The organism is Ruegeria sp. AD11(2025) (genome assembly GCF_056542405.1).
In genome coordinates, this window is record NZ_JBQFZU010000004.1 from 19,401 (window position 1) to 40,393 (window position 20,993).

At 57.9% G+C, this 20,993-nt stretch carries 21 protein-coding genes and 1 pseudogene; 15 read left to right on the forward strand and 7 right to left on the reverse strand.

The genetic code is table 11. The features are described from left to right. Positions 1–6: 6 nt before the first annotated feature. Both ACR1XY_RS05190 and ACR1XY_RS05195 read left to right on the forward strand, forming a co-directional pair. Positions 7–1,485 (forward strand): aldehyde dehydrogenase, encoded by a 1,479-nt coding sequence (locus ACR1XY_RS05190; RefSeq protein ID WP_480590618.1) that lies wholly within the window; start codon positions 7–9, stop codon positions 1,483–1,485. A 28-nt stretch (positions 1,486–1,513) separates the two neighbouring features. Further along, entirely contained in the window at positions 1,514–2,380 is an 867-nt protein-coding gene (locus ACR1XY_RS05195) for an urea carboxylase-associated family protein (protein WP_480590621.1), read from the forward strand. Here ACR1XY_RS05195 and argE read toward each other — a convergent pair. After that, a complete protein-coding gene (gene argE, locus ACR1XY_RS05200) occupies positions 2,377–3,534 on the reverse strand; it encodes an acetylornithine deacetylase (RefSeq protein ID WP_480590624.1) in 1,158 nt (385 codons plus the stop codon). The two genes, ACR1XY_RS05195 and argE, sit on opposite strands and share 4 nt — an antisense overlap. Further along, on the reverse strand, positions 3,531–4,715 hold the full coding sequence (locus ACR1XY_RS05205; protein WP_480590627.1) for a M24 family metallopeptidase: 1,185 nt from the start codon (positions 4,713–4,715) through the stop codon (positions 3,531–3,533). The genes argE and ACR1XY_RS05205 overlap by 4 nt, the downstream gene beginning before the upstream one ends. A gap of 86 nt (positions 4,716–4,801) precedes the next feature. On the opposite strand from ACR1XY_RS05205, the gene ACR1XY_RS05210 reads away from it, so the two are divergent. The 13 genes and pseudogenes from ACR1XY_RS05210 (at position 4,802) to ACR1XY_RS05270 (ending at position 16,567) form a co-directional block, all read left to right on the forward strand. Next, on the forward strand, positions 4,802–5,845 hold the full coding sequence (locus ACR1XY_RS05210; RefSeq protein WP_480591079.1) for a pyridoxal-phosphate dependent enzyme: 1,044 nt from the start codon (positions 4,802–4,804) through the stop codon (positions 5,843–5,845). Positions 5,846–5,900: 55 nt separating this feature from the next. Next, positions 5,901–6,326, forward strand: a complete 426-nt coding sequence (locus ACR1XY_RS05215) for an aminopeptidase P family N-terminal domain-containing protein (protein WP_480590630.1) — start codon at positions 5,901–5,903, stop codon at positions 6,324–6,326. 51 nt (positions 6,327–6,377) lie between these two features. Then, positions 6,378–6,989: pseudogene (locus ACR1XY_RS05220) on the forward strand (M24 family metallopeptidase). Beyond that, entirely contained in the window at positions 6,986–7,285 is a 300-nt protein-coding gene (locus tag ACR1XY_RS05225; protein ID WP_480590633.1) for a hypothetical protein, read from the forward strand. Before ACR1XY_RS05220 ends, ACR1XY_RS05225 begins: the two are co-directional and overlap by 4 nt. Before the next feature lie 4 nt (positions 7,286–7,289). Next, positions 7,290–7,700, forward strand: coding sequence for an aspartate racemase/maleate isomerase family protein (locus ACR1XY_RS05230; protein ID WP_480590635.1), 411 nt, complete (start codon positions 7,290–7,292; stop codon positions 7,698–7,700). Positions 7,701–7,843: 143 nt separating this feature from the next. Continuing rightward, complete coding sequence (locus tag ACR1XY_RS05235) at positions 7,844–8,935, forward strand: ABC transporter ATP-binding protein (protein ID WP_480590637.1); 1,092 nt, start codon at positions 7,844–7,846, stop codon at positions 8,933–8,935. A gap of 111 nt (positions 8,936–9,046) precedes the next feature. Then, positions 9,047–10,138 carry an extracellular solute-binding protein gene (locus ACR1XY_RS05240; protein ID WP_480590639.1) on the forward strand — a complete coding sequence of 364 codons (1,092 nt, stop codon included), beginning with the start codon at positions 9,047–9,049 and terminating at the stop codon, positions 10,136–10,138. Positions 10,139–10,204: 66 nt separating this feature from the next. Further along, the gene (locus tag ACR1XY_RS05245; RefSeq protein WP_480590641.1) at positions 10,205–11,476 is read left to right on the forward strand and encodes an ABC transporter permease; all 1,272 of its coding nucleotides are present in this window, start codon (positions 10,205–10,207) and stop codon (positions 11,474–11,476) included. A 5-nt stretch (positions 11,477–11,481) separates the two neighbouring features. Then, on the forward strand, positions 11,482–12,693 hold the full coding sequence (locus ACR1XY_RS05250) for an ABC transporter permease (RefSeq protein WP_480590643.1): 1,212 nt from the start codon (positions 11,482–11,484) through the stop codon (positions 12,691–12,693). A 160-nt stretch (positions 12,694–12,853) separates the two neighbouring features. After that, positions 12,854–14,074, forward strand: a complete 1,221-nt coding sequence (locus ACR1XY_RS05255) for an aminopeptidase P family protein (RefSeq protein ID WP_480590645.1) — start codon at positions 12,854–12,856, stop codon at positions 14,072–14,074. Between the two features lie 110 nt (positions 14,075–14,184). Then, positions 14,185–15,027, forward strand: a complete 843-nt coding sequence (locus tag ACR1XY_RS05260; RefSeq protein ID WP_480590647.1) for a glycosyltransferase family 25 protein — start codon at positions 14,185–14,187, stop codon at positions 15,025–15,027. 116 nt (positions 15,028–15,143) lie between these two features. Beyond that, positions 15,144–15,512 carry a group I truncated hemoglobin gene (locus tag ACR1XY_RS05265; protein ID WP_480590649.1) on the forward strand — a complete coding sequence of 123 codons (369 nt, stop codon included), beginning with the start codon at positions 15,144–15,146 and terminating at the stop codon, positions 15,510–15,512. Next, positions 15,509–16,567: an adenylate/guanylate cyclase domain-containing protein gene (locus ACR1XY_RS05270; protein WP_480590651.1), complete on the forward strand. Its 1,059-nt coding sequence runs from the start codon at positions 15,509–15,511 to the stop codon at positions 16,565–16,567. The genes ACR1XY_RS05265 and ACR1XY_RS05270 overlap by 4 nt, the downstream gene beginning before the upstream one ends. Positions 16,568–16,570: 3 nt before the next feature. On the opposite strand, the gene ACR1XY_RS05275 is transcribed toward ACR1XY_RS05270, so the two are convergent. From ACR1XY_RS05275 to ACR1XY_RS05295, 5 genes are all read right to left on the reverse strand, one after another. After that, positions 16,571–17,185 carry a TetR/AcrR family transcriptional regulator gene (locus tag ACR1XY_RS05275; RefSeq protein WP_480590653.1) on the reverse strand — a complete coding sequence of 205 codons (615 nt, stop codon included), beginning with the start codon at positions 17,183–17,185 and terminating at the stop codon, positions 16,571–16,573. Positions 17,186–17,264: 79 nt separating this feature from the next. Next, positions 17,265–18,134 (reverse strand): polyphosphate kinase 2, encoded by an 870-nt coding sequence (gene ppk2, locus ACR1XY_RS05280; RefSeq protein WP_480590655.1) that lies wholly within the window; start codon positions 18,132–18,134, stop codon positions 17,265–17,267. Positions 18,135–18,183: 49 nt separating this feature from the next. Then, the gene (locus ACR1XY_RS05285; RefSeq protein WP_480590657.1) at positions 18,184–19,134 is read right to left on the reverse strand and encodes an alpha/beta fold hydrolase; all 951 of its coding nucleotides are present in this window, start codon (positions 19,132–19,134) and stop codon (positions 18,184–18,186) included. A gap of 4 nt (positions 19,135–19,138) precedes the next feature. Continuing rightward, positions 19,139–20,077: a homoserine O-acetyltransferase MetA gene (metA, locus tag ACR1XY_RS05290; protein WP_480590659.1), complete on the reverse strand. Its 939-nt coding sequence runs from the start codon at positions 20,075–20,077 to the stop codon at positions 19,139–19,141. Positions 20,078–20,116: 39 nt separating this feature from the next. Next, positions 20,117–20,989: an ATPase gene (locus ACR1XY_RS05295; RefSeq protein ID WP_480590661.1), complete on the reverse strand. Its 873-nt coding sequence runs from the start codon at positions 20,987–20,989 to the stop codon at positions 20,117–20,119. Positions 20,990–20,993: the final 4 nt, after the last annotated feature.

Sequence of the window (20,993 nt, forward strand, 5' to 3'; positions counted from 1 at the left end):
ATCACTATGGGAAACCTTCCGCATTTTCAGCTGTTCATTGATGGCGAATGGACCGAGGGGTCAGATGCTCAGGTCATGACATCCGAAAACCCGGCGACCGGACAGGGGTGGGCAACATTTGCCTGCGCCTCGGCCGCCGACGTAAATCGCGCTGTCGCTGCTGCCAGACGGGTTCTGGATGATCCGGCGTGGCGCGACATGACTCAAACCGCGCGGGGAAAGCTGCTCTATCGTCTGGCCGATCTGGTGGCGGAAAACGCTGCACGATTGGGAGAGTTGGAGACCACCGACAGCGGCAAGCTGCTGGCAGAAACCTCGGCGCAGACGGGCTATGTGTCTGACTACTACAGATATTTTGCCGGGCTGGCGGACAAGGTGGAGGGTACAGTTCTGCCCATCGACAAGCCCGACATGCACGTCTTCACCACGCGCGAACCGATCGGCGTTGTTGCGGCCATCGTTCCGTGGAATGCACAGATGTTCCTGACGGCCACCAAGCTGGGCCCGGCCTTGGCGGCGGGGTGTTCGGTGGTTCTGAAAGCCTCGGAAATCGCGCCAGCGCCGATGTTGGAGTTTGCCCGGTTGGTCGAACAGGCCGGGTTCCCACCCGGTGTCGTCTCGGTCATCACCGGCGACGCCGAGAATTGCGCGATTCCACTGACCCGCCATCCAGGTATCGACCGGATCGCCTTTACCGGTGGGCCAGAGACCGCACGGCATGTGGTGCGCAACTCGGCTGAAAACTTTGCGGTCACTTCGCTGGAACTGGGTGGCAAGTCGCCGATTCTTGTGTTTGATGACGCCGATCTGGATGGCGCGGCGAACGGGTTGATTGCCGGAAACTTTGGTGCGTCCGGTCAAAGCTGCGTGGCGGGAACGCGCGGGTTGGTGCATCGATCCATTCTGGAGCCGTTGATTGAACGGATCGAACAGAAAGCCAGCGCCATTCGGCTGGGCGATCCGCTGCAACCCGATACGCATGTCGGTCCGCTCTGTACCGCCGCACAGGTGCGCAAGATCGAGGCCACATTGGCCACAGTGCAGGGTCAGGGCGCGGTGATCCGCTTTGGTGGTGCGCCTGCGGATCGTCCGGGGAATTACATGACACCAACACTGGTTCAATGCGCTTCACCCGAGAACGAAACGCTTAAGGTTGAGATGTTCGGGCCGGTCATGTCTTTGCTGCCGTTCGACACTGAGGAAGAGGCCATCGCGTTGGCAAACAGTACACCTTACGGGTTGGGTTCTGGCGTCTTCACGCAGAATCTGGCGAGGGCGCATCGGGTGTCGAAACGGATCAGGGCGGGGATTTGCTGGGTGAATACCTACCGCGCGATCTCTCCGATTGCGCCTTTTGGTGGGTTCAATCAGTCGGGTTATGGACGAGAGGCCGGGGTCGAGGCGATCCTCGACTATACCCGGACCAAAACCACCTGGATCAGCACCGCGCAAGAGCCGATGGCGAACCCGTTTATAATGCGCTAAGCCTGTGTAAACGCAGGGGAGGGCGCTAATGAAACTGGAAGAACCGAACTTCAAGGCACCTGTGGACGCGGATGAGCGCAAAGCCATTCCTCCGGTCATCTGCTACCCGCCAGAAACGTTGGATCAGCCGGATTTGGCGACACTGGCCAAACTGCGAAAGGGCGCATCCAAGACTGCCGAAGCCACCGCCACCCCTCGGGACGCCACCTGCATCGACGTGCCCGCCGGGGCGTTTGTTCGGGTGTTGTCGGTCGATGGTCCACAGGTCGGCGATCTGAACATGTGGAACAAACACGACCTGACCGAGCGGTTCTATTCCGGCAAAACCCGGGCGCTGCATGGCACGCACCTATCGACCGGAGACCGCATGTGGTCAAGCTTTCCCAACATGCGCCCCATGGCGACCATAGTTGACGACACGTTGGATTGGTACGGGTTTGATGCCTTTGGCGGCTCGGTCCATGACGTGATCGGTACGCGCTGCGATCCCTATACCGGGCGGTTGCTGTCTGGCGACGACTACCACTATTGCTGCCATTCGAACCTGACACGCGCGCTGGCCAGTCATTGTGACCTGCCACTGCACGAGGCCGAGATGCTGGTGCATGATGTGCTCAATGTCTTCATGTGCACCGGCTTTACCCGCGATACCGGTCAATACTTTATGAAGGCCAGTCCGGTGCGTCCGGGGGATTATCTTGAATTCTACGCCGAGATCGACCTGATCGTCGGGCTCTCGGCCTGTCCCGGCGGCGATTGTTCGTCCGAGCATTCGTCGGACGTCGCCGCCTGTTACCCATTGGTGATGGAGGTCTATGATCCGGATGAAGACGCCCGCGCGGCGCATGTTCAGCCGCCGCGATCCGCCTATGACCGGACACATGGAACGGGTTAAGACGTTAGGCGACGCCCCAAACGGTTCAACATCCGGCAGCACAGATCGAGCTGTTCGATCTCGACATACTCATCGGCCTTGTGTGCCTGTGTGATCGAACCCGGCCCGCAGACAATTGCGTGCACACCCAGTTGCTGGAACAACCCGGCCTCGGTAGCGAAGGCAACGACACCTGTGCCATTGGCGCCGGTCAATTCAGCAACAAGGTCTCGGGCTGCGTTGACGTCCATGGGTTCCAACCCTTCGACCTCGGCCACAGCCTCTTGCGTGATGCCGGTGTCCGGGTGAACCGCCTGCATTTCCGGCAGGAGAGTGTGCTGCACATAGTCGGACAGGGTATTGCGCACCAGTTCTGCATCGCTGGATTGAACCGGGCGCATTTCCCACGCAACTTCGGCCTTGCTGGCGATGACGTTATGGGCGACGCCGCCCGAGATGCGACCGACGTTGACCGTGGTCCATGGTGGCTCGAACGGGCTGCCCTTTGGCGCGCGGGATTTCAGGATGTGGCGTAATTCCAGCAGCTTGCCGATATAGCGCGCCGCGTATTCGGCAGCGTTGACACCGTCATCGGGGGCCGAGCTGTGCCCTTCGAGGCCGACAAAGCTGGTGGTGTATTCGAAGCACCCCTTGTGCCCCTCGATCACCCGCATCTCGGTGGGTTCGCCGATGATTGCAATGTCTGGAACAATGCCGCGTTCAGAGAGGTCATTGACGAGGTTTTGAGCGCCCAAACAGCCGGTCTCCTCATCATAGGTGAATGCGAAGTGTAGCGGTTGGGTTAGCCTGCCGGGATCCAGTGTCTCGGCAAAGGCCAACGCGGCAGCAATGAACCCCTTCATGTCGCAGGTGCCGCGACCATACAGCCGACCGTCCCGTTCAGTCATCTGGAACGGGTCTTTGGTCCAGTCCTGATCGGCCACGGGAACCACATCCGTATGGCCGGACAGCAGAATGCCGCCTTGCATGTCGGGCCCCAGCGTGGCGAAGACGTTGGCCTTGGTCCCGGTGGCATCCCGCGTTTCGATGCACCTAGCGCCGAGCGCCTCAAGCCGATCAGTTAGATATCGAATGATCTCAAGGTTGCTATCGGCGGACACCGTTTCAAAGGCAATCAGGTCGGCGAGGATTTCGGTGGTTCTGTCCAGGGTCATGGTTTTACGAATAATTTTCGGGACCGATCGCAGAAACATTCGGCAGGTCCGGTTTCGGTGATCAGGATCGTCTCTGTAATCTCAAGGCCCCAATCGTCCATCCAAAGGCCGGGCATGAAGTGAAAGGTCATGCCGGGTTCCAGAACGGTCTCATCCTCGGGGCGTAGGGAAATAGTGCGCTCTCCCCAGTCCGGCGGATAGCTGAGCCCCACCGGATAGCCGCAGCGTGCACCTCGTTCGATCCCGGCGCGTTCTAGTGGTGCGGCAAGTGCCAGGGCTATGTCGCGCGCTTGGTTGCCTGCGCGGGCAGCGTCTAAACCGGCCTCAAGACCTTCGACCAACGCCGCCTCGGCCCGCAACAAATGGTCTGGCGGCTGGCCCAGAAAAACTGACCGGCAGAACGGTGTGTGATAGCGACGGTAACAGCCGGACAGTTCGAAAAATGTGCACTCTCCGCGTTTGAAGGGCGCGCCATCCCATGTCAGATGCGGGGCTGCGGCATCCGGACCCGAAGGCAACAGAGGTACGATAGCAGCATAATCCCCCCAGTCGTTCCCAACTCCCGAGATGGCATCATGGTAAATCTGCGCGACCAACTCATTCTTGCGTAGTCCTGGTTCGACCCGCTCCAGCACCCCGTCGATTACGTGTTCCGAGATGCGGGCAGCCTTGCGCATCAGAGCGATCTCTTCACCGGATTTCACAGCTCTTTGCCAATTTACCAGCGCATTCGCATCGACCAACTCAGCCTGTGGAAGTTCCGCCAGCAAGGTTAGATGTGCTTTGGCCGAGTAATAGTAGTTGTCCAGTTCAACCCCGATCCGCCCCAAGCCCAGGCCGCAGGCTCGGATCAGCGCTGCGAGGTCCTGCATCGGGTGTCGGACAGTCGATTGCACGTAGTGGTCCGCATAACCGTATATCCGTTCATCTGACATCCAGACCGTCCGCCGCGCGCCGTTGGCATCCTGATTGCGGCCCCACCAAATAGGGTCTTGGTCATGCAGGACCAGCACGCCCTGGTGTACGTAAAAGGACCAGCCCTCATACCCCGTCAGCCACGCCATGTTCGACGGGTCCTCGACAAACAGCGCATCCAGCCCTGCCTTTGCCATGGCCGCGCGCGTCTTTGACAGCCGACGGTCGTATTCGGCCTGGCTGAAGGCCGGATCGGCATGGGCCATGGGCTGCTTCCTTCGGTGACTGAGTTTTGTTGACAGAACTAGACGAATCCGATCACGTCAATGGGCAACACAGGGAAGACGCTCAGTTGAAAATCACATCCAACCCGTATCGCGCCGGTCAGAAACTGATCGAGGGCGCACCGTTTCCGTCCACGAATGTGGCGCGCGCCTCGGAATTGATCACGCGTTGCCTGTCGGCTGACGAAACCCCTTTAACCGATGTGCACGGGTTGGCGGATGTGGCAAACCTGTGGGTGAAAGATGAACGTGGACGGATGGGGCTGGGGTCGTTCAAGGCATTGGGGGCCGCCTATGTCATCGCGCGCCATGCGGCAGAGATTGCTGAGACGCCCGACGCCACAACGCTGTCGGGTCGCACCTATGTCACGGCCAGCGCAGGCAATCACGGGCTCAGCGTGGCCTCGGGCGCGCGCAGGTTCGGAGCTGACGCAGTGGTCTATATCGCCGATACCGTGCCCGAGAGTTTTGCAGATCGCCTGCGCGAACAAGGTGCAAAGGTTGTGCGGGAAGGCACAGATTACGCCGCCAGCATGAACGCCGCCAGCAAAGCGGCGCAGGACAACAACTGGATACTGCTCTCCGACAGTTCGTGGGAGGGGTATTTCGACCTGCCGCATACTCTGATGGAGGGGTACTTGCAGATGGCGGCCGAGGCCGTTCGACAATGCCCTCAGGTGCCGACCCATATCATACTGCAGGCCGGTGTTGGTGGGATGGCTGGAGCGGTTGCGGCCTACGCGCGAACCGTCTGGGGGGATGCGCCGCAGATCATCGTGGTCGAACCCGAAGCGGCCCCGGCGTTACAAGCCAGTATCAAGGCCGGTGCCTGCGTTTTCGCCGACGGCCCCGACAGCGTGATGGGACGGCTCGATTGCAAGGAGCCGTCGTTGATTGCTCTGAACGGGTTGGCCCGCGATGCAGACAGGTTTCTGACTTTGTCGGATCAGCAAGTGACCGAACATCTTCCGGCCATGGCCTCGGCCGGTATAGCCACCACCGCGTCAGGCGGGGCGGGTGTAGCCGCCGTCATGAATGATCAAGTGCGCGAGGCTCTGGGCACCGGACCCGATGCCCGTGTCTTGTGCTTCCTGTCCGAGATCGCCGAATGAGGGGCTTTGAGTCGTCCGAACTCCGCTCGCGCGAACAGAGCGCGCGCAGCGTCGGATGGAGCAGGCGGGTCTTTCGGCGTTGTTGCGGACGACCGAGCCCGAAGTTCGTTATTTCACCGGCTACCTGACCCGTTTCTGGGAAAGCCCGACACGCCCTTGGTTCCTGATACTTCCCGTTTCGGGCAAGCCGATAGCCGTCATCCCGTTGATCGGGGCTGCACTGATGGCGCAGACTTGGGTGGATGACATCCGTACCTGGAGCGCGCCCGATCTGGACGACGACGGTGTAAGTCTGCTGACTGATACTCTGCGCGAGGTTTGTCCGGAGGATGCGGTGATCGGCCTGCCGGATGGGCACGAGACGCATATCCGTATGCCTTCGGCTGATCTGAGCCGGTTACCATACGTGCTGGGTGCGCGCCGTCTAAGCAGTGACGAGGGTATTCACCGCAACCTTCGGATGGTCAAATCCCCGGCTTAGATTACCAATATCGAAACCGCCTGCTCCATCGCCGGACGAGCCTTTCGGTGCGTGCCCGAGATTGCCGGAGACGGCGTCGCGTTGGATGAGGTCTTTCGCCGGTTTCAGATGTTGTGTCTGGACGAGGGCGCGGATTGGGTGCCGTACCTTGCTGGCGGAACAGAGCAGGGTGGATATACCGGCGTGATCTCGCCGGCCCGCGCCACCGCACTGAGCCCCGGTGATATTCTGATGCTGGATACCGGGCTGGTTTGGGACGCATATTTCTGCGACTTCGACCGCTACTGGTCGGTCGGAGCAGCCAGCCAGCAGGTTCACGATGCCTATGCGACGCTGATAGAGGCCTCGGACGCCGCATTTGATGCTGCGCGCCCCGGCGCAAAGGCGGCAGAGCTGTTTCACGTCATGAACAAGGTTCTGTCTCGCACCTCGGGTGAGACTGGCGCAGGGCGACTGGGGCATGGGATGGGGATGTCGTTGACGGAATGACCGTCTCTGGTCCCTACCGATCATACTGTACTGGAGCCGGGAATGATTCTGACGCTGGAACCCGGCATAGCGGTAGGCGGCAAAATCCTCGTTCACGAAGAAAATATAGTCATCACCGAAGGGGCGCCGTGCTTCGCCAGCCCCAGAGTCGGTCCGGAGTTGCCCGAGATATGAGCTTTTTACCCAACACGTTGGACAAAGACGATCCCGACGCCACGCCGATGGGGCTGATCGTGTTGCAAACCGACGAAACGATCGAGCCCGAGTCTTACGCCTATTTCGCCGAACCGGCGCGCACCGACCTATGTCTCGGGTATTCCCAGCAGGGCAGAGGTGACGAAAGATACGCTGGCGGAAATGGAGAATACCCTGCCTGCCGCAGCGGACCTTCTGCCCAAGATCCACCTCTACAAGGTGGTTGGGTACGGATGTACGTCGGCCAGTTCGGTTATCGGATCCGACCGGATTGAACGGATGATCCGGAAATCCTGCAACGTGGCGGAGGTCACGAACCCTCTGCGCGCAGCGTCCGCCTGTGCGGCGCATTTTGGGGTCTCGAAGTTTGCGTTACTGTCGCCTTATATCGAAGAAGTGAACGAACCGCTGCGGCAGGCTTTTGCTGAAAATGGGGTATCAATGGATGTTTTCGGCTCGTTCGGAGAGGCGGAAGAATCAAAAGTTGTACGCATTTCACAGCGTTCAGTGGTTGATGCAGCGCTGAGACTTGGGGCCGATCCAGCGGTTGAAGCTGTTTTCATAAGCTGTACGAATTTAAGAACTTTTGATGCAATTCCAGAAATCGAAAGCCGTTTGAAAAAGCCGGTTTTGTCCAGCAATCAAAGCCTTGCATGGCACATGCGGGAACTGAATTCCGCTAAATGGTAATGCAGGCACAATCGAAAATGTCTGACCTTTGTCACATTTTGGTTGCGTGCCGCGTCTCGCATGTCCTTTAATGAGGGCAATAGGTCTTTGAGATCCGGATAAACCGGGCAAACAACAGACCACACAGGGAGCCAAGTCGGTATATGTCCAATGACGCAGCGTTCGTCGAGTTTCAGCGTGTCCAAAAGTCTTATGATGGCGAAATACTCGTTGTAAAAGATCTAAACCTCTCAATGCCAAAAGGTGAGTTTCTGACAATGCTGGGCCCATCGGGGTCCGGTAAGACAACCTGCCTGATGATGTTGGCCGGGTTCGAAACCGCCACTCATGGTGAAATCATGTTGGATGGGCGTCCAATCAATAACATCCCTCCGCATAAGCGTGGTATTGGAATGGTGTTCCAGAACTACGCCCTTTTCCCGCATATGACCGTGGCCGAAAACCTGTCCTTTCCGCTGGAAGTACGGAAAATGGGCAAGGATCAGCGCGAGGAAAAGGTAAAGCGGGCGCTGGATATGGTGCAGATGGGGGCCTTTGGTAGCCGTCGTCCAGCGCAATTGTCCGGGGGTCAGCAACAGCGGATCGCGCTGGCGCGGGCGCTAGTGTTCGAACCCGAACTGGTTCTGATGGACGAACCGCTAGGCGCGCTGGACAAACAACTGCGCGAACATATGCAGTTCGAAATCACTCGTCTGGCGCACGAACTGGGGATCACTACCGTTTACGTGACCCACGATCAGACCGAGGCGTTGACTATGTCGGACAGGGTTGCGGTATTCGACGACGGCCGCATTCAGCAATTGGCGCCGCCGGACCTTCTGTATGAAGAGCCCGAAAACAGTTTCGTCGCGCAATTCATTGGTGAAAACAACACATTGGAAGGTGTTGTTAAGTCGATTGACGGCGATTCATGTGTGGTGGCTCTTGATGACGGTTCCGAGATTGATGCCAAACCCGTGAACGTCCACAAGGCGGGCGAACAAACTAAAGTTTCGATCCGCCCCGAACGCGTTGAGTTCAACAAGGACCGTCTGCACGCCGATGCGCATACGCTGAAGGCTACGGTAAAAGAGTTCATCTATATGGGCGACGTGTTCCGCTTCCGCCTGTCCGTGGCCGGAAACGATGATTTCATCATCAAGACCCGGAACGCGCCGGATGCGGTCAAGTTGCGTCCAGGTCAAGAGGTCGAGATCGGCTGGCTGGCCCAGGACTGCCGCGCGCTTGACGCCTGATACAGAAAATCCCCGTGTGATCCGCCCGGGTGCGCGGGACATCAGTTGATCGGGTTGCCCCGTGATCCGGTCTTCAAAGTTAAAATTAACGGGTAAAACAGGGAGTTAACAATGAAAGTTACCAAAACCACTCTTTTGGCGGGTGTAGTTGCCGCAGTTGCCGGTGGCGCGATGGCCGAAGAGATGACGATCGTGTCGTGGGGCGGCGCATACTCCAAATCGCAGCTCAAAGCCTATCACGAACCCTATTCGGAAAAGACCGGCATTACCATTTTGAATGACGACAGCTCGAATGAAGCGGTCGCCAAACTGCGCGCGATGAACGAAGCGGGCAACATCACCTGGGATGTGGTTGACGTTGTGGCCTCGGACGCGATCCGCCTGTGCGACGAAGGTCTGGCGCTTGAGATCGATTTCGACACCCAACTGGCCCCGGCGCCGGATGGAACACCGGCCTCTGAAGATTTCGGCGACCTGCTGGTCAGTGACTGCTTCATCCCGCAGATCGTTTATTCGACTGCATTCGGCTATCGCACCGATCTGGTTGGCGACACCCCACCCACCGATATCTGCGCTGTATTTGATCTGGAAACCTATCCCGGCAAGCGTTCGCTTGAAAAACGTCCAATCAACAACATGGAATGGGCGCTGCTGTGTGATGGCGTAGCCAAGGACGACGTCTACGATGTTCTTGCGACCCCGGAAGGGCAGGATCAGGCGCTGGCCAAGCTGGGCACTATCAAAGACAGTGTTGTCTGGTGGTCTGCTGGTGCCGACACGCCGCAGCTGCTGGCCGACGGTGAGGTTATCATGGGGTCGACTTATAATGGCCGCCTGTTCAGCGTGATCGAAGAGCAAAAGCAGCCCGTCGCCATGTTGTGGGACGCGCAGGTGTTTGATCTGGACGGCTGGATCATCCCGGCAGGTCTGAGCGAAGAGCGTCAGCAGCGTGCGCTGGACTACATCATGTTCGCGACCGACACGCAGCGTCTGGCGGATCAGGCCAAGTACATCTCGTATGGTCCGGCCCGTGCCTCGTCGGCACCTTTGGTTGGCCAACACGCCGAACTGGGTATCGACATGGCGCCGCACATGCCGACCGATCCGGAGAATGCCAAGAACACGTTCCTGTACAACTACGAGTTCTGGGCTGACTACCGCGACGATATCGACGCAAAATTCCAGGCATGGCTGGCACAATAAGCCTGTCTTTAAACGCAAGGTCGGGGCCGCCAATGGCCCCGACCCACCAAAGACCAAGGGACGCAGATGACTGACGCTACTCAATCCGGTCCGATGCTGGCCGCCGATGGCACGCCACTTAAGAAATCACTGGCGCGATCCCTTCGCCGCCGCAAACTTCGGGCGCTGGCCCTTGTCGCGCCCCTGCTGTTGTTTGTGTTACTCTCGTTTGTGATCCCGATTGTGTCGATGTTGTTTCGGTCGGTTGAAAACGGTATCGTCGCTGAAACGCTCCCGCTGACTGTGGTTGAGCTGAAGAACTGGGATGCTGAAAGCGGAGAGCTGCCCGACGAAGCCCTTTACGCCGCCTTTACCAAGGACATGGTCGCAGCTGTTGAGGAGAAAACGCATACCAGACTCGGCACGCGTCTGAACTATGAACAGACAGGCATGTCTTCGATGTTTCGTAAATCAGGACGTAATATCAAACGTCTGGACCCCGAAGCTGATGCTCCTTTCAAGGAAAAGCTGATTGAGATTCACGACGGTTGGGGTGATGTGGAAACCTGGCGCACGATCAAGACCCATGCGGTGCCAATCACCAATGGCTATTTCCTGAACGCAATCGATATGCGTCGCACGCCCGAAGGCGCCCAATCGCAACCCGAGGACAAACAAATCCTGATCAAGCTGTTCGGGCGCACGTTGTTCATGTCGCTGATTATTACCGGGTCCTGCATTCTGTTGGCATACCCGGTCTCGTACCTGCTGGCGACACTTCCGATGCGGGTGTCCAACATGTTGATGATCCTCGTGTTGCTTCCCTTCTGGACCTCGCTGCTGGTGCGAACCTCTGCGTGGAAGGTCATGTTGCAACAGCAGGGCGTGATCAACGAAACGCTGGTCTGGCTGGGTTTGGTCGCTGATGATGCGCGACTTGTGATCATCAACAACCAGTTCGGCACGATCATCGCAATGACCCACATTCTGCTGCCGTTCATGATCCTGCCGATGTATTCGGTGATGCAGACGATCCCGCCATCCTACACCCGCGCGGCCAAGTCGATGGGCGCGACCAACTGGACAACCTTCTGGCGGATCTACTTCCCGCAGTCCATTCCGGGAATCGGCGCGGGGTCGATCCTCGTGTTCATTCTGGCCATCGGCTACTACATCACGCCCGAGATCGTGGGCGGCACCAAAGGTGTCTTCATCTCGAACCGGATTGCCTATCACATCTCGTCCTCGCTGAACTGGGGTCTGGCTGCGGCGCTGGGGACGATCCTGCTGGCGGTCGTTCTGTTGCTCTACTGGTGCTACGACAAGATCGTGGGCATCGATAACGTGAAGTTGGGATAAAGATCATGGCAGCACTTACACCTATATCCCGCAAGCCCTTGTCGGTCGTTCTGCCGGCTGTCGCCATTGCCGGAGGTTTTGTCGGCATGTTCGTCGGCGCCGGGCAGGGCAATGTCCTCCTGGGCATCCTGATCGGCGCCGCGCTGATGGCGGCGCTGGCCTGGGTCTATATCACCGTGCTCGACAATGAACGAGTTGCGCGCTGGATCACCGTTCTGGGACTTGCCGCCATCGGGTTCTTCTTTGCCGGGATCACCGGTTTGATCGCCGGGCTGCTGGTCGGCTGGTTCTTTGCCTTCTTCATCTTCTGGCTGTACGAGGGCCGCTATCGGCAAAAGCTGTTGCCTTATCTGACAGGTCGGCAGGTGTTCGAGCATTACCTGTTTCGCGTGATTTGCGGCGCCATCTTTGTTTTCCTGATCACACCGATCCTTGTGGTTCTGCCGCTGTCATTCAACGCTGAGGACTTCTTTACCTTTACGCCCGAGATGCTGCGGTTGGACCCCGAAGGATATTCGCTGAAGCACTACCGCGATTTCTTCACCAACAATGAATGGCAGCGCAGCTTCAAGAACTCGCTGATCATTGCGCCGATTGCGACGATCATTTCGGTGTCTCTAGGGACATTGGCGGCCATCGGCCTCAGTCAGAGCCACGTGCCGGGGCGCCGGGCCATTATGGGCATCCTGATTTCACCGATGATCGTGCCGCTGATCATCTCGGCGACAGGGATGTTCTTCTTCTACAGCGACATCGGGCGCTTCCTTGAGGGCACGCTGGGCATGGACAAAAACTTTGTAGGCTATGTGAAGGTCATCCTTGCCCACGCGGTTCTGGGCATTCCTTTCGTGATCATCACGGTGACGGCTACTTTGGTCGGTTTCGATCAGTCATTGACGCGGGCAGCCGCGAATATGGGGGCAGGGCCGGTGCGGACCTTCTTCAAGATCCAGATGCCGCTGATCCTGCCGGGTGTGATCTCCGGCGGGTTGTTCGCTTTCATCACCTCGTTCGACGAGGTTGTGGTGGTGCTGTTTGTTGGTTCGGCCAGTCAAAAAACGCTGCCGTGGCAGATGTTCACTGGCCTGCGGGAACAGATCAGCCCGACCATTCTGGCGGTGGCGACGATCCTTGTGGTGATCTCGATTGCGCTGCTGACCACGGTTGAACTGCTGCGGCGGCGCTCCGAACGCCTGCGGGGCCTCAGCCCGGCTTGACGCGACTCGAAAGCTGATTTAGCGATTTCACCATGCACCCCGGTCACGATGGCGTCGTGACGTAGGGCGGGGTGCATGGCTCTCGGTTCCCGAGGCCGCTTGTCCTGAACGCCGGGGCTTGTGGCCGGGCGGTGCCTGTCCGGCATTGAGGAGAGACCAAATGACTGAATTGCAAAATCGCCCCGAGTTCTTCACCAGTCACAATGGCGACAAGGCTCCGTTGCCCTTCAGCAAAGCGGAATACGCCCGGCGTTTGGCCAGTCTGCGCGCGACGATGGCGGCGCGTGATATCCCGGCAGTGCTGCTGACGTCGATGCACAACATTGCTTACTACTCGGGCTTTCTGTATTGCGCGTTCGGCCGTCCGTATGGCTGCGTTGTAACGCAGGACAGCTGCACCACGGTATCGGCGAATATCGATGCGGGCCAGCCGTGGCGGCGCTCGGTCGAGGAAAACGTGATCTATACCGACTGGAAGCGGAACAACTACTGGCGCGCAGTGGCTAGTCTGATTGGCTCGGCCCGTCGGATCGGCATCGAAGGTGATCACATGACGCTGGCCATGCGGGATACGGCGCTGGACATGTTGGGCGGGCCGGATCTGGTGGATATTGCTCCGGACACGATGGCTGCTCGGATGGTGAAATCTGCGGAAGAGATCGAGTTGATCAAGGGCGGCGCGCGCACTGCGGATGTTGGCGGCGCAGCCATTCACGCCGCTATTCATGAAGGCGCGACCGAGATCGAGATTGCCATGGCCGGACGCGACGCGATGGAGGCCGAAATCGCGCGTGCCTATCCGGATGCGGAATACCGTGATACCTGGGTCTGGTTCCAGTCCGGCCTGAACACCGATGGCGCGCATAACCCGGTTACCAAACGTGCGCTGCAAAAAGGCGATATCCTGTCACTGAACACTTTTCCCATGATCTCAGGCTATTACACCGCTTTGGAGCGCACCCTGTTCCTCGGAGAACCAGATGCGGAAAGCCTGCGTATCTGGAAGGCCAACGTCGCCGCGCATGAACTGGGCCTGAGCCTGATCAAACCCGGCGCGACCTGCTCGGGTATTACGGCCGAGATCAACCGCTTCTTTGCGGATGAAGAGCTGCTGCAGTACCGTTCTTTTGGTTACGGCCATTCGTTCGGGATCCTCAGCCACTACTACGGCCGCGAAGCCGGGCTGGAGCTGCGCGAGGATATCGACACGGTGCTGGAGCCGGGCATGGTCGTCTCAATCGAGCCGATGCTGTGGATTCCCGAAGGCCAGAAAGGCGCAGGCGGTTATCGCGAGCATGACATTCTGGTTGTCGAGGAAACCGGCGCCGAGAATATCACCGGTTTCCCGTATGGCCCGGAACACAACACGATCAGTGCCTGATCGCATTGCACGGAAGGGTCACCGACCCTTCCTTTTTTCAGTGCCCATGGTGGGGTTGATTGTCCGGTTCTGAGGTGTGTATCTGGCGACACTATCGGAAAGGATATGCCGTGGGACAATTCGAACTGCCATCGGATACGGGTGTCTGTTTTATTAACCTCGACCGGGTGCCGGAACGGGCCAGCTTCATGGAAGCTCAGTTCGCCCACACAGGTTTGGTCGGTGCCCAACGGTTCAGCGCATTGGACGCGCAGAAACCCGGCGCACTTGAGGACAATGGCTATGTCCCCGGAACCGGCAGTCGCTGGGGACTGAAGCAAAGCGAAATTGCCTGTTTCGAAAGTCACCGTGCCGTGTGGCAGGCCGCTGTGGATCAGGGACTGAAGGCGGTGGCTGTCTTTGAGGATGACGTTGAAATGTCCGCGCAGGCTGGGGCGGTCATAGCTGCACTGTTGGATGGTGGAAGCGGGTTTGACCTAATCAAGCTGGATTACTCGCCGCGGTCCATGCGGTTCGGAGTATTGCAGAGGATTGCAGACGTCCCGGTCAGACCAATGCTGGAAATGGCCCCTAGCGCGGCCGCCTATATCGTGACGCAGGCGGCCTGTAGAAAGCTGTTGTCGTGGTCGGAGCAGTATTCCGATCACTTGGACGACTTCATCTCGATCCCGCGTCCGGATTGGCGCATGTATCAGTGCTTTCCGGCGATAGGAGTTCAGGTGATCTGGTCGAAACAACAGGAACAGACCGCCGAAGCCGTCAAGGTCAGTGAGCGGTCGCAGGACCAGAAAACCAACAGCGGTTTGGACAAGGGGCCATTGTGGTTCCGCGTTCGGCGCGAACTGCAGGCGGCGGTGCGCAAATTGTACTGGCGCACTGGCGGTCAGCGCCGTTTGTTGGATGATGGCGGGTTCGTAGGGTTCATTCCGTGCGCTGACGACCTGAGCGTGTGACTTATAATCAGGCTCTGAATCCCCTGATATCTGCCATGCAACGCATAAGCGTTAACAAAACTGTCGATTTGATATAATCTTCCAGTGTTTTTGTGGTTAACGTTCGGGTGTTTGGTGTGGGGCAGACTATTTACGAAAAATACGGCGGGTTCAAAACCATTAGCAGGATCGTGATGACTTTCTACGAAATGGCCTTGGAATCCGATCAAATTGGCGGCCATTTCGAAGACATCGACATGCCACGTCTGATCGACCACCAAACCAAATTCGTGTCTTCCTTGGTGGGCGGGCCTGCATCTTTCAGTGATGATCGGATCGAAGCGGTTCACCGGCACCTCAATATCTCACATGCGGATTTTGACGAAATGGCTGAGCTGTTTAGCGAAGCGCTGGCCATGCACGGGATGGAAGACAGCCATATCAAAATCGCCCTGAATGCCATTGAATCCAAACGTTCAATCATTGTCGCGCGTGACGCCGCATGAGTATTCTGGCCATCAATGAGCAGCTGCTTCGGGCGATCGGAGTTGGTGTTGCGGTCGTTCGCGCCTCAGATCTCAGTTTCGTATTTCACAACGGGCCGTTCGCGGAGTGGTTCGGCAAGCCAGAGGAAGGGCAGACGCTGCTGGATGTGCTTCCATCGCTTGAAGTTCGTGAATTGGAAGACGTAAAGCAATCCGGTCTGCGCTATTCTGTTGAACTGCAGATCAAACCAAAGCGCAGAACGCTGATTTTCGCGACGACTGTGTCGCTGGCAAATGGCCTGTCTGAACAGGTTTTGGTCATCGAATGTCAAAACATCACCCGCATCCGCGAGCTTGAAAGCATGATCGACAGCTACTCGACCATGGTCGAGCGCAACACGCGTGAATTGGAGCGGGAAAAAGAGCGGGTTGAACGTCTGTTGCTGAACCTGATGCCACGCGCGGTGTACGAAGAGTTCAAGACCTTCGGCGTTGTCACGCCTCAGCTATACGATCAGGTGTCGGTGGTGATGCTGGATTTCGTAGGCTTCACGGATTTTGCGGCCAAGACCGACCCGACCGTGACACTGAGCGAGCTGAACGATATTTTCACTGCCTTCGACCGCATCGTTGAACAGTTTGGGTGCGAGCGGATCAAGACCATTGGCGACGCCTATCTTGCAGTGTCGGGTATGCCCGATGCGACGCCGGACCATGCAACTGCAGTAGCGCATTGTGCAGTACGGTTCCTGCGGTATCTCGAGCGGCGCAACGAAAGCCACCCGCATAAATGGCAGGCCCGGATCGGTTTGGGAATGGGGGCTGCTGTTGGCTCGGTCGTGGGAATACAGAAATACGTCTATGACGTGTTCGGTCCGGCGGTTAACATTGCCGCGCGCCTGCAAGTCTTTGCAAACCCGATGAATATCGTTGCTCCGGAAGAGATGAAATACGCCCTGATCGACGAGTTTCAGGTCTCGGACATTGGGCGTGTGGACATCAAGGGCATGGGTGAAATGGATCTGATCAATGTGACCTCTGGCCTTAGCGTGCCGCAGCCGTTGTCGCGTTTCTGACCATTAATCGTCCTGCGGGACAAGCCCCAGACCACGCAGATAGATACCGATCCCAGATTCCAGCAAGTCCTCGGGCGGGAAGGGGGAACTAGCGCCAGTGTTGCGCGCGAACAGTTCGACAACGCCGTGGCTCATGGCCCAGATATGGGCGCTGAACATCGACGCGGGTGGGCGTTTTTCGGGCGGAATGTGCTGCGATAGATCCGAGGCTGCTTTTTCCAGTACCGCTTTTGCCCGGTTCGCCGCCAGCGACAGTTCGGGCGTGCGGTTGATGGAAATGCCGCTTTCGAACATGGCGATGTAATGACCCGGGTGCTTGCGTGCAAAGGCCAGGTAGGCGCGGCCTGTCGCCTCGAACGCGGCCAGGGCCGAGGGCTGGCCTTTGTCATAAGCGTACTGCATCAGGTCCGCGAACATCTCATACCCCTGCCGGGCGGCCTCGGCGATCAGGTCTTCGCGCCCGTGGAAATGCCGATAGACCGCAGCCGGTGTGACCCCTGCGGTTTTGGCAGCCTCGGACAAGGTAAAGCCAGTTGGGCCTTTTTCCTCGATCAAAGACAGTGCAGCCTCGATCAGAGCCTGTTTCAGGTTCCCGTGGTGATACCCGCGTTTCGTCATCCCCGTTTCAGGTGCCTTTGCTGTTTAAGCTTTCGGAATACATGACATAATCCGCGTTGTGGCCTTCGTCCACTCTTGGTCATGCATCCCAGATTTCCGGCCCGCCGCAGATTTTGGGATCATTCAGCCCAATTGCGTCCTCGTCCTTTTCATCATAGTCCAACGCATGCAGCACAGTGCGAATGGCCGCCAGCCGCGCGCGTTTCTTGTCGTCGGACCGAACGATGGTCCACGGGCAATGCTCGGAATGGCTGCGGGTCAGGGTTTCCGAAATCGACTCGCTGTATTCGTCCCATTTGTTCAGGCCCGCTACGTCGATTGGGCTGAGTTTCCACTGTTTCAGCGGGTCCGTTTCACGAGATAGGAACCGGTTCAGTTGCTCGGCACGGCCGACATTCAGCCAGAACTTGAACAAGGTGATCCCGTCATTGACCAGCCCGGTTTCCAGCGGCAGAACCTGCCGAAAAAACCGTTCGCGCTCTTCTGCCGTACAGAAACCAAACACGTTTTCAACGACGCCGCGGTTATACCAGCTTCGGTCGAAGAACACGATCTCACCGGCTGATGGAAGATGCTGAATGTACCGCTGGAAGTACCACTGGCTGCGCTCTGTATCAGATGGTTTGCTGAGCGCGACGTTGCGCGCGCCGCGCGGGTTCAGGTTTTCGCGGAACCGCTTGATTGTGCCGCCTTTGCCAGCCGCATCCCGGCCCTCGAAAATGAGGGCTACACGTCTATCAGTCTCTTTTATCCAGGACTGCATTTTGACTAGCTCAATCTGCAGTTTTTCCATTTCTTTTTCGTATTCCTTACGCTTCATGCGTTCGTCGTAAGGGTAGGTCGGGTTCAGAATGTCGTCCTTTTCAGACTTTTCAATGGCTGAACGCACCTCTTTCGGGGCATCCTTTTTGAAGTACTTTTCGATGGAACCTTTTTCGGAACGGGCCATGTGTTACCTCGCCATAAAAGCCATATCCTACTATGGATTAGCCGTGGGCCTAACGCAAACCCGCACGTTGTGCGGCGCGGTCGATGGCAGCGGCAACCTCGGGGGCAGCCACGACCTGCGGCATGTGCCCGATGCCCGGCAGCTCGATCAGTTCTGCCCCCGGGATTTCGTCGATCAAACGATGTGAATGCCATTCGAGGCCAACGGTGTCATCGGCGGTGCCGTGAACAATCTCGGTCGGAACGTCGATCTCGCCGTATCGGGGTCGCAGGGCGGTGACCTCATCCAACAGATTGGCGCGCTGCTTGGCGTTGGTGTGCATCGAATTGCGGCGCATGGTCAGACCTGGGCCGAAGTGATCGGCATAGCCCGCAGGGGCCGTCTGGGGTGCGAACACGCCGTCCAGCGCTTTTTCGACGTACCAACTGGGTACAAAAGCGGTGATCAAAGGCAGAGTTACTGCGCTGCCGACCGAGGTGGATGCCAGTTGGTTGAAACCGTCCAGAGGCGTCTCCCACGGGATCGCCGCAGGCGCGATTAGAACCATTGCCGAAATGTTGTCGGGCCGTGTCACCGCCCAGGCGAGCGACACTGATCCACCATAGCTTTGGCCTGCGACGATGGGTTTTTCGGCACCAAGCAGGGCAGCGGCCTTTTGCAGGATTTCCGCCTGTTCTTCTATGGTTTCCCCGTCTGGGTTGAAACCGGCACTATAGCCTAATCCGGGGCGATCAAATACGATCACGCGGTAGTTTTCTGCCAGTATCGGGGCCAGCGCAAAGGTCATGTCGCGCGTGTTGCCACTGGACCCGTGAATCAGCACCACGTCCGGCCCTTCGCCCATCACAACGGCATGGACGGGCACACCATCGACGTCGACAATCTGGCCTTCGGGGGGAAAGGCGGCCTCGGCGCGCGCCTCGTTCCGGGCTGAGCGCCAGATTGCGACGGCCCATAGCATGACCATCAGGGTCAGAACCATGACGCCGACGCGTAACATGGGGTCAGGCCCTCAGATCGGTTTGATCGACACCGATCCGGCTGATGTCGTAGGGGGTGGTGCCGTAAATCTCACTGATCCAGTTGCCATAAAGCAGATGCGCATGGCTGCGCCATCTGTTTTGCGGCGTTTGGGTCGGATCGTCGTCCGGATAGTAGTTCATCGGCACGTTGATCGGGGTGCCATTGGCAACGTCGCGGTCATACTCCTGTTTCAGAGTGTCGCTGTCGTACTCGAAATGGTTGAAAATATAGATAGCCCGGTGCGCCCGATCTTCGACCAGGCACGGCCCGACATCATCACTGCCCAGCAAGGTCACCAAGCCGTTCGCGGCATCAATCTCGTTTTGCTTCATCTCAGTCCAGCGGCTGACCGGGATCACGCAGTCATCTGAAAATCCGCGCAAGAAAGGCGAGGCCGGGTTGAGGTTCGAATGACGGAAACAGCCGAAGGCCTTTGCGTCCAACATATGTTTCTGCACGCCGTGGAAATGATTGATCATCGCCATCCCGCCCCAGCAGACGCCAAAGGTCGAATGCACGTTTGTCTGTGTCCATTCGAAAACCTCGCGCATTTCGTCCCAATAGGTGACGTCGTTGAAATCCAGATGCTCAATCGGCGCGCCGGTGATGATCAGGCCATCAAACTTCTCGTTCTTGACCTCCTGAAATGGGCGGTAGAACTCGGCCATATGCTCAGCGGCGGTGTTCTTGGTGCGATGTTCGGTCATGCGGATCAAAGACAGGTCAATCTGCAGCGGAGTCGCCCCGATCAGGCGCGCGAACTGGTTCTCGGTCTGAATCTTCTTGGGCATCAGGTTCAACAACCCGATCCGCAGAGGGCGAATATCCTGATGCATCGCCTGATCCTCGGCCATGACCGAGACGCCCTCTTTGGTGAGGACATCAAAAGCAGGAAGGTCGGAGGGGATCTTAATCGGCATCAGATTCAAGCCTTTGGAGTTTCAGTGTAAAAGTGGAAACTAAGCGTCGTTCGCGCGGGTCTCAAGTGTGCGTTCGATCAACTCATCGAAATCAGCGGCATCACGGACCTTGTGCATGTCGTCCGCAGTGACCGTGACGCCCCAGTTCTCGGCCATCGCCTGATAACGCGGCTGGCGATGCGCCAGTGCTTGCGCATAGGTCCAGCGGATGAACGCGTCAGGGTCCACGTCCTCGGACCGGCAGTTGTGTTGGGTCAGGTAATCGTCCCAAACACGGGTCAGGAATTCTGCCTGATAGGACATCGGCTTGGGCGCCTTGTCGAAACGGCGGATCAGTTCGGCCGTATGGTCTTCGTCCCCTTGAATCCAGATCATCAGGGTTTGGCGGGACAATTCGGATAGAACGTGATCCGTTGGGTTTGTCGGATCCACCCATTCGCAGATCGACCCGCCCGTGTCACAAATGAAATGTGGATATCTGTACAGGCGCTGCGCCCGATCGATGAAATACTCGGTGTCCAAAAGCGCGTGAATTTCAGCCTGTCGGAATTGCTCCTGCCTGCGTTTGTATTCGGGCAGATCCAGGCCACCCAGCTCTGGGTTTCCGGGCTTGCCCAGATAAGCGGCTACGGGGGTCAGGTTTTCGAAGGATATATTCGATCCAATAAAGATCGAATCCGAAAGCAGAAGCTGGCGCAGAAAAGGAATCTTCATCGCCTCGGCCTTGGCGTTATCCGCGATGTATTCGCCCATGTAACGGGTGCCTATGCGATAATCGATCGAGTAATGAAACCAGTCGCCGGAATCGCGCAGGACGTTGGACACATAAGTCTTTCCCAGACCCGACATGCCAAAAAACAGCACCTTTTTCCGCGCCGCGCCGCGCCAGTCGTTTGCCGAGCCGTAGATCATTGTC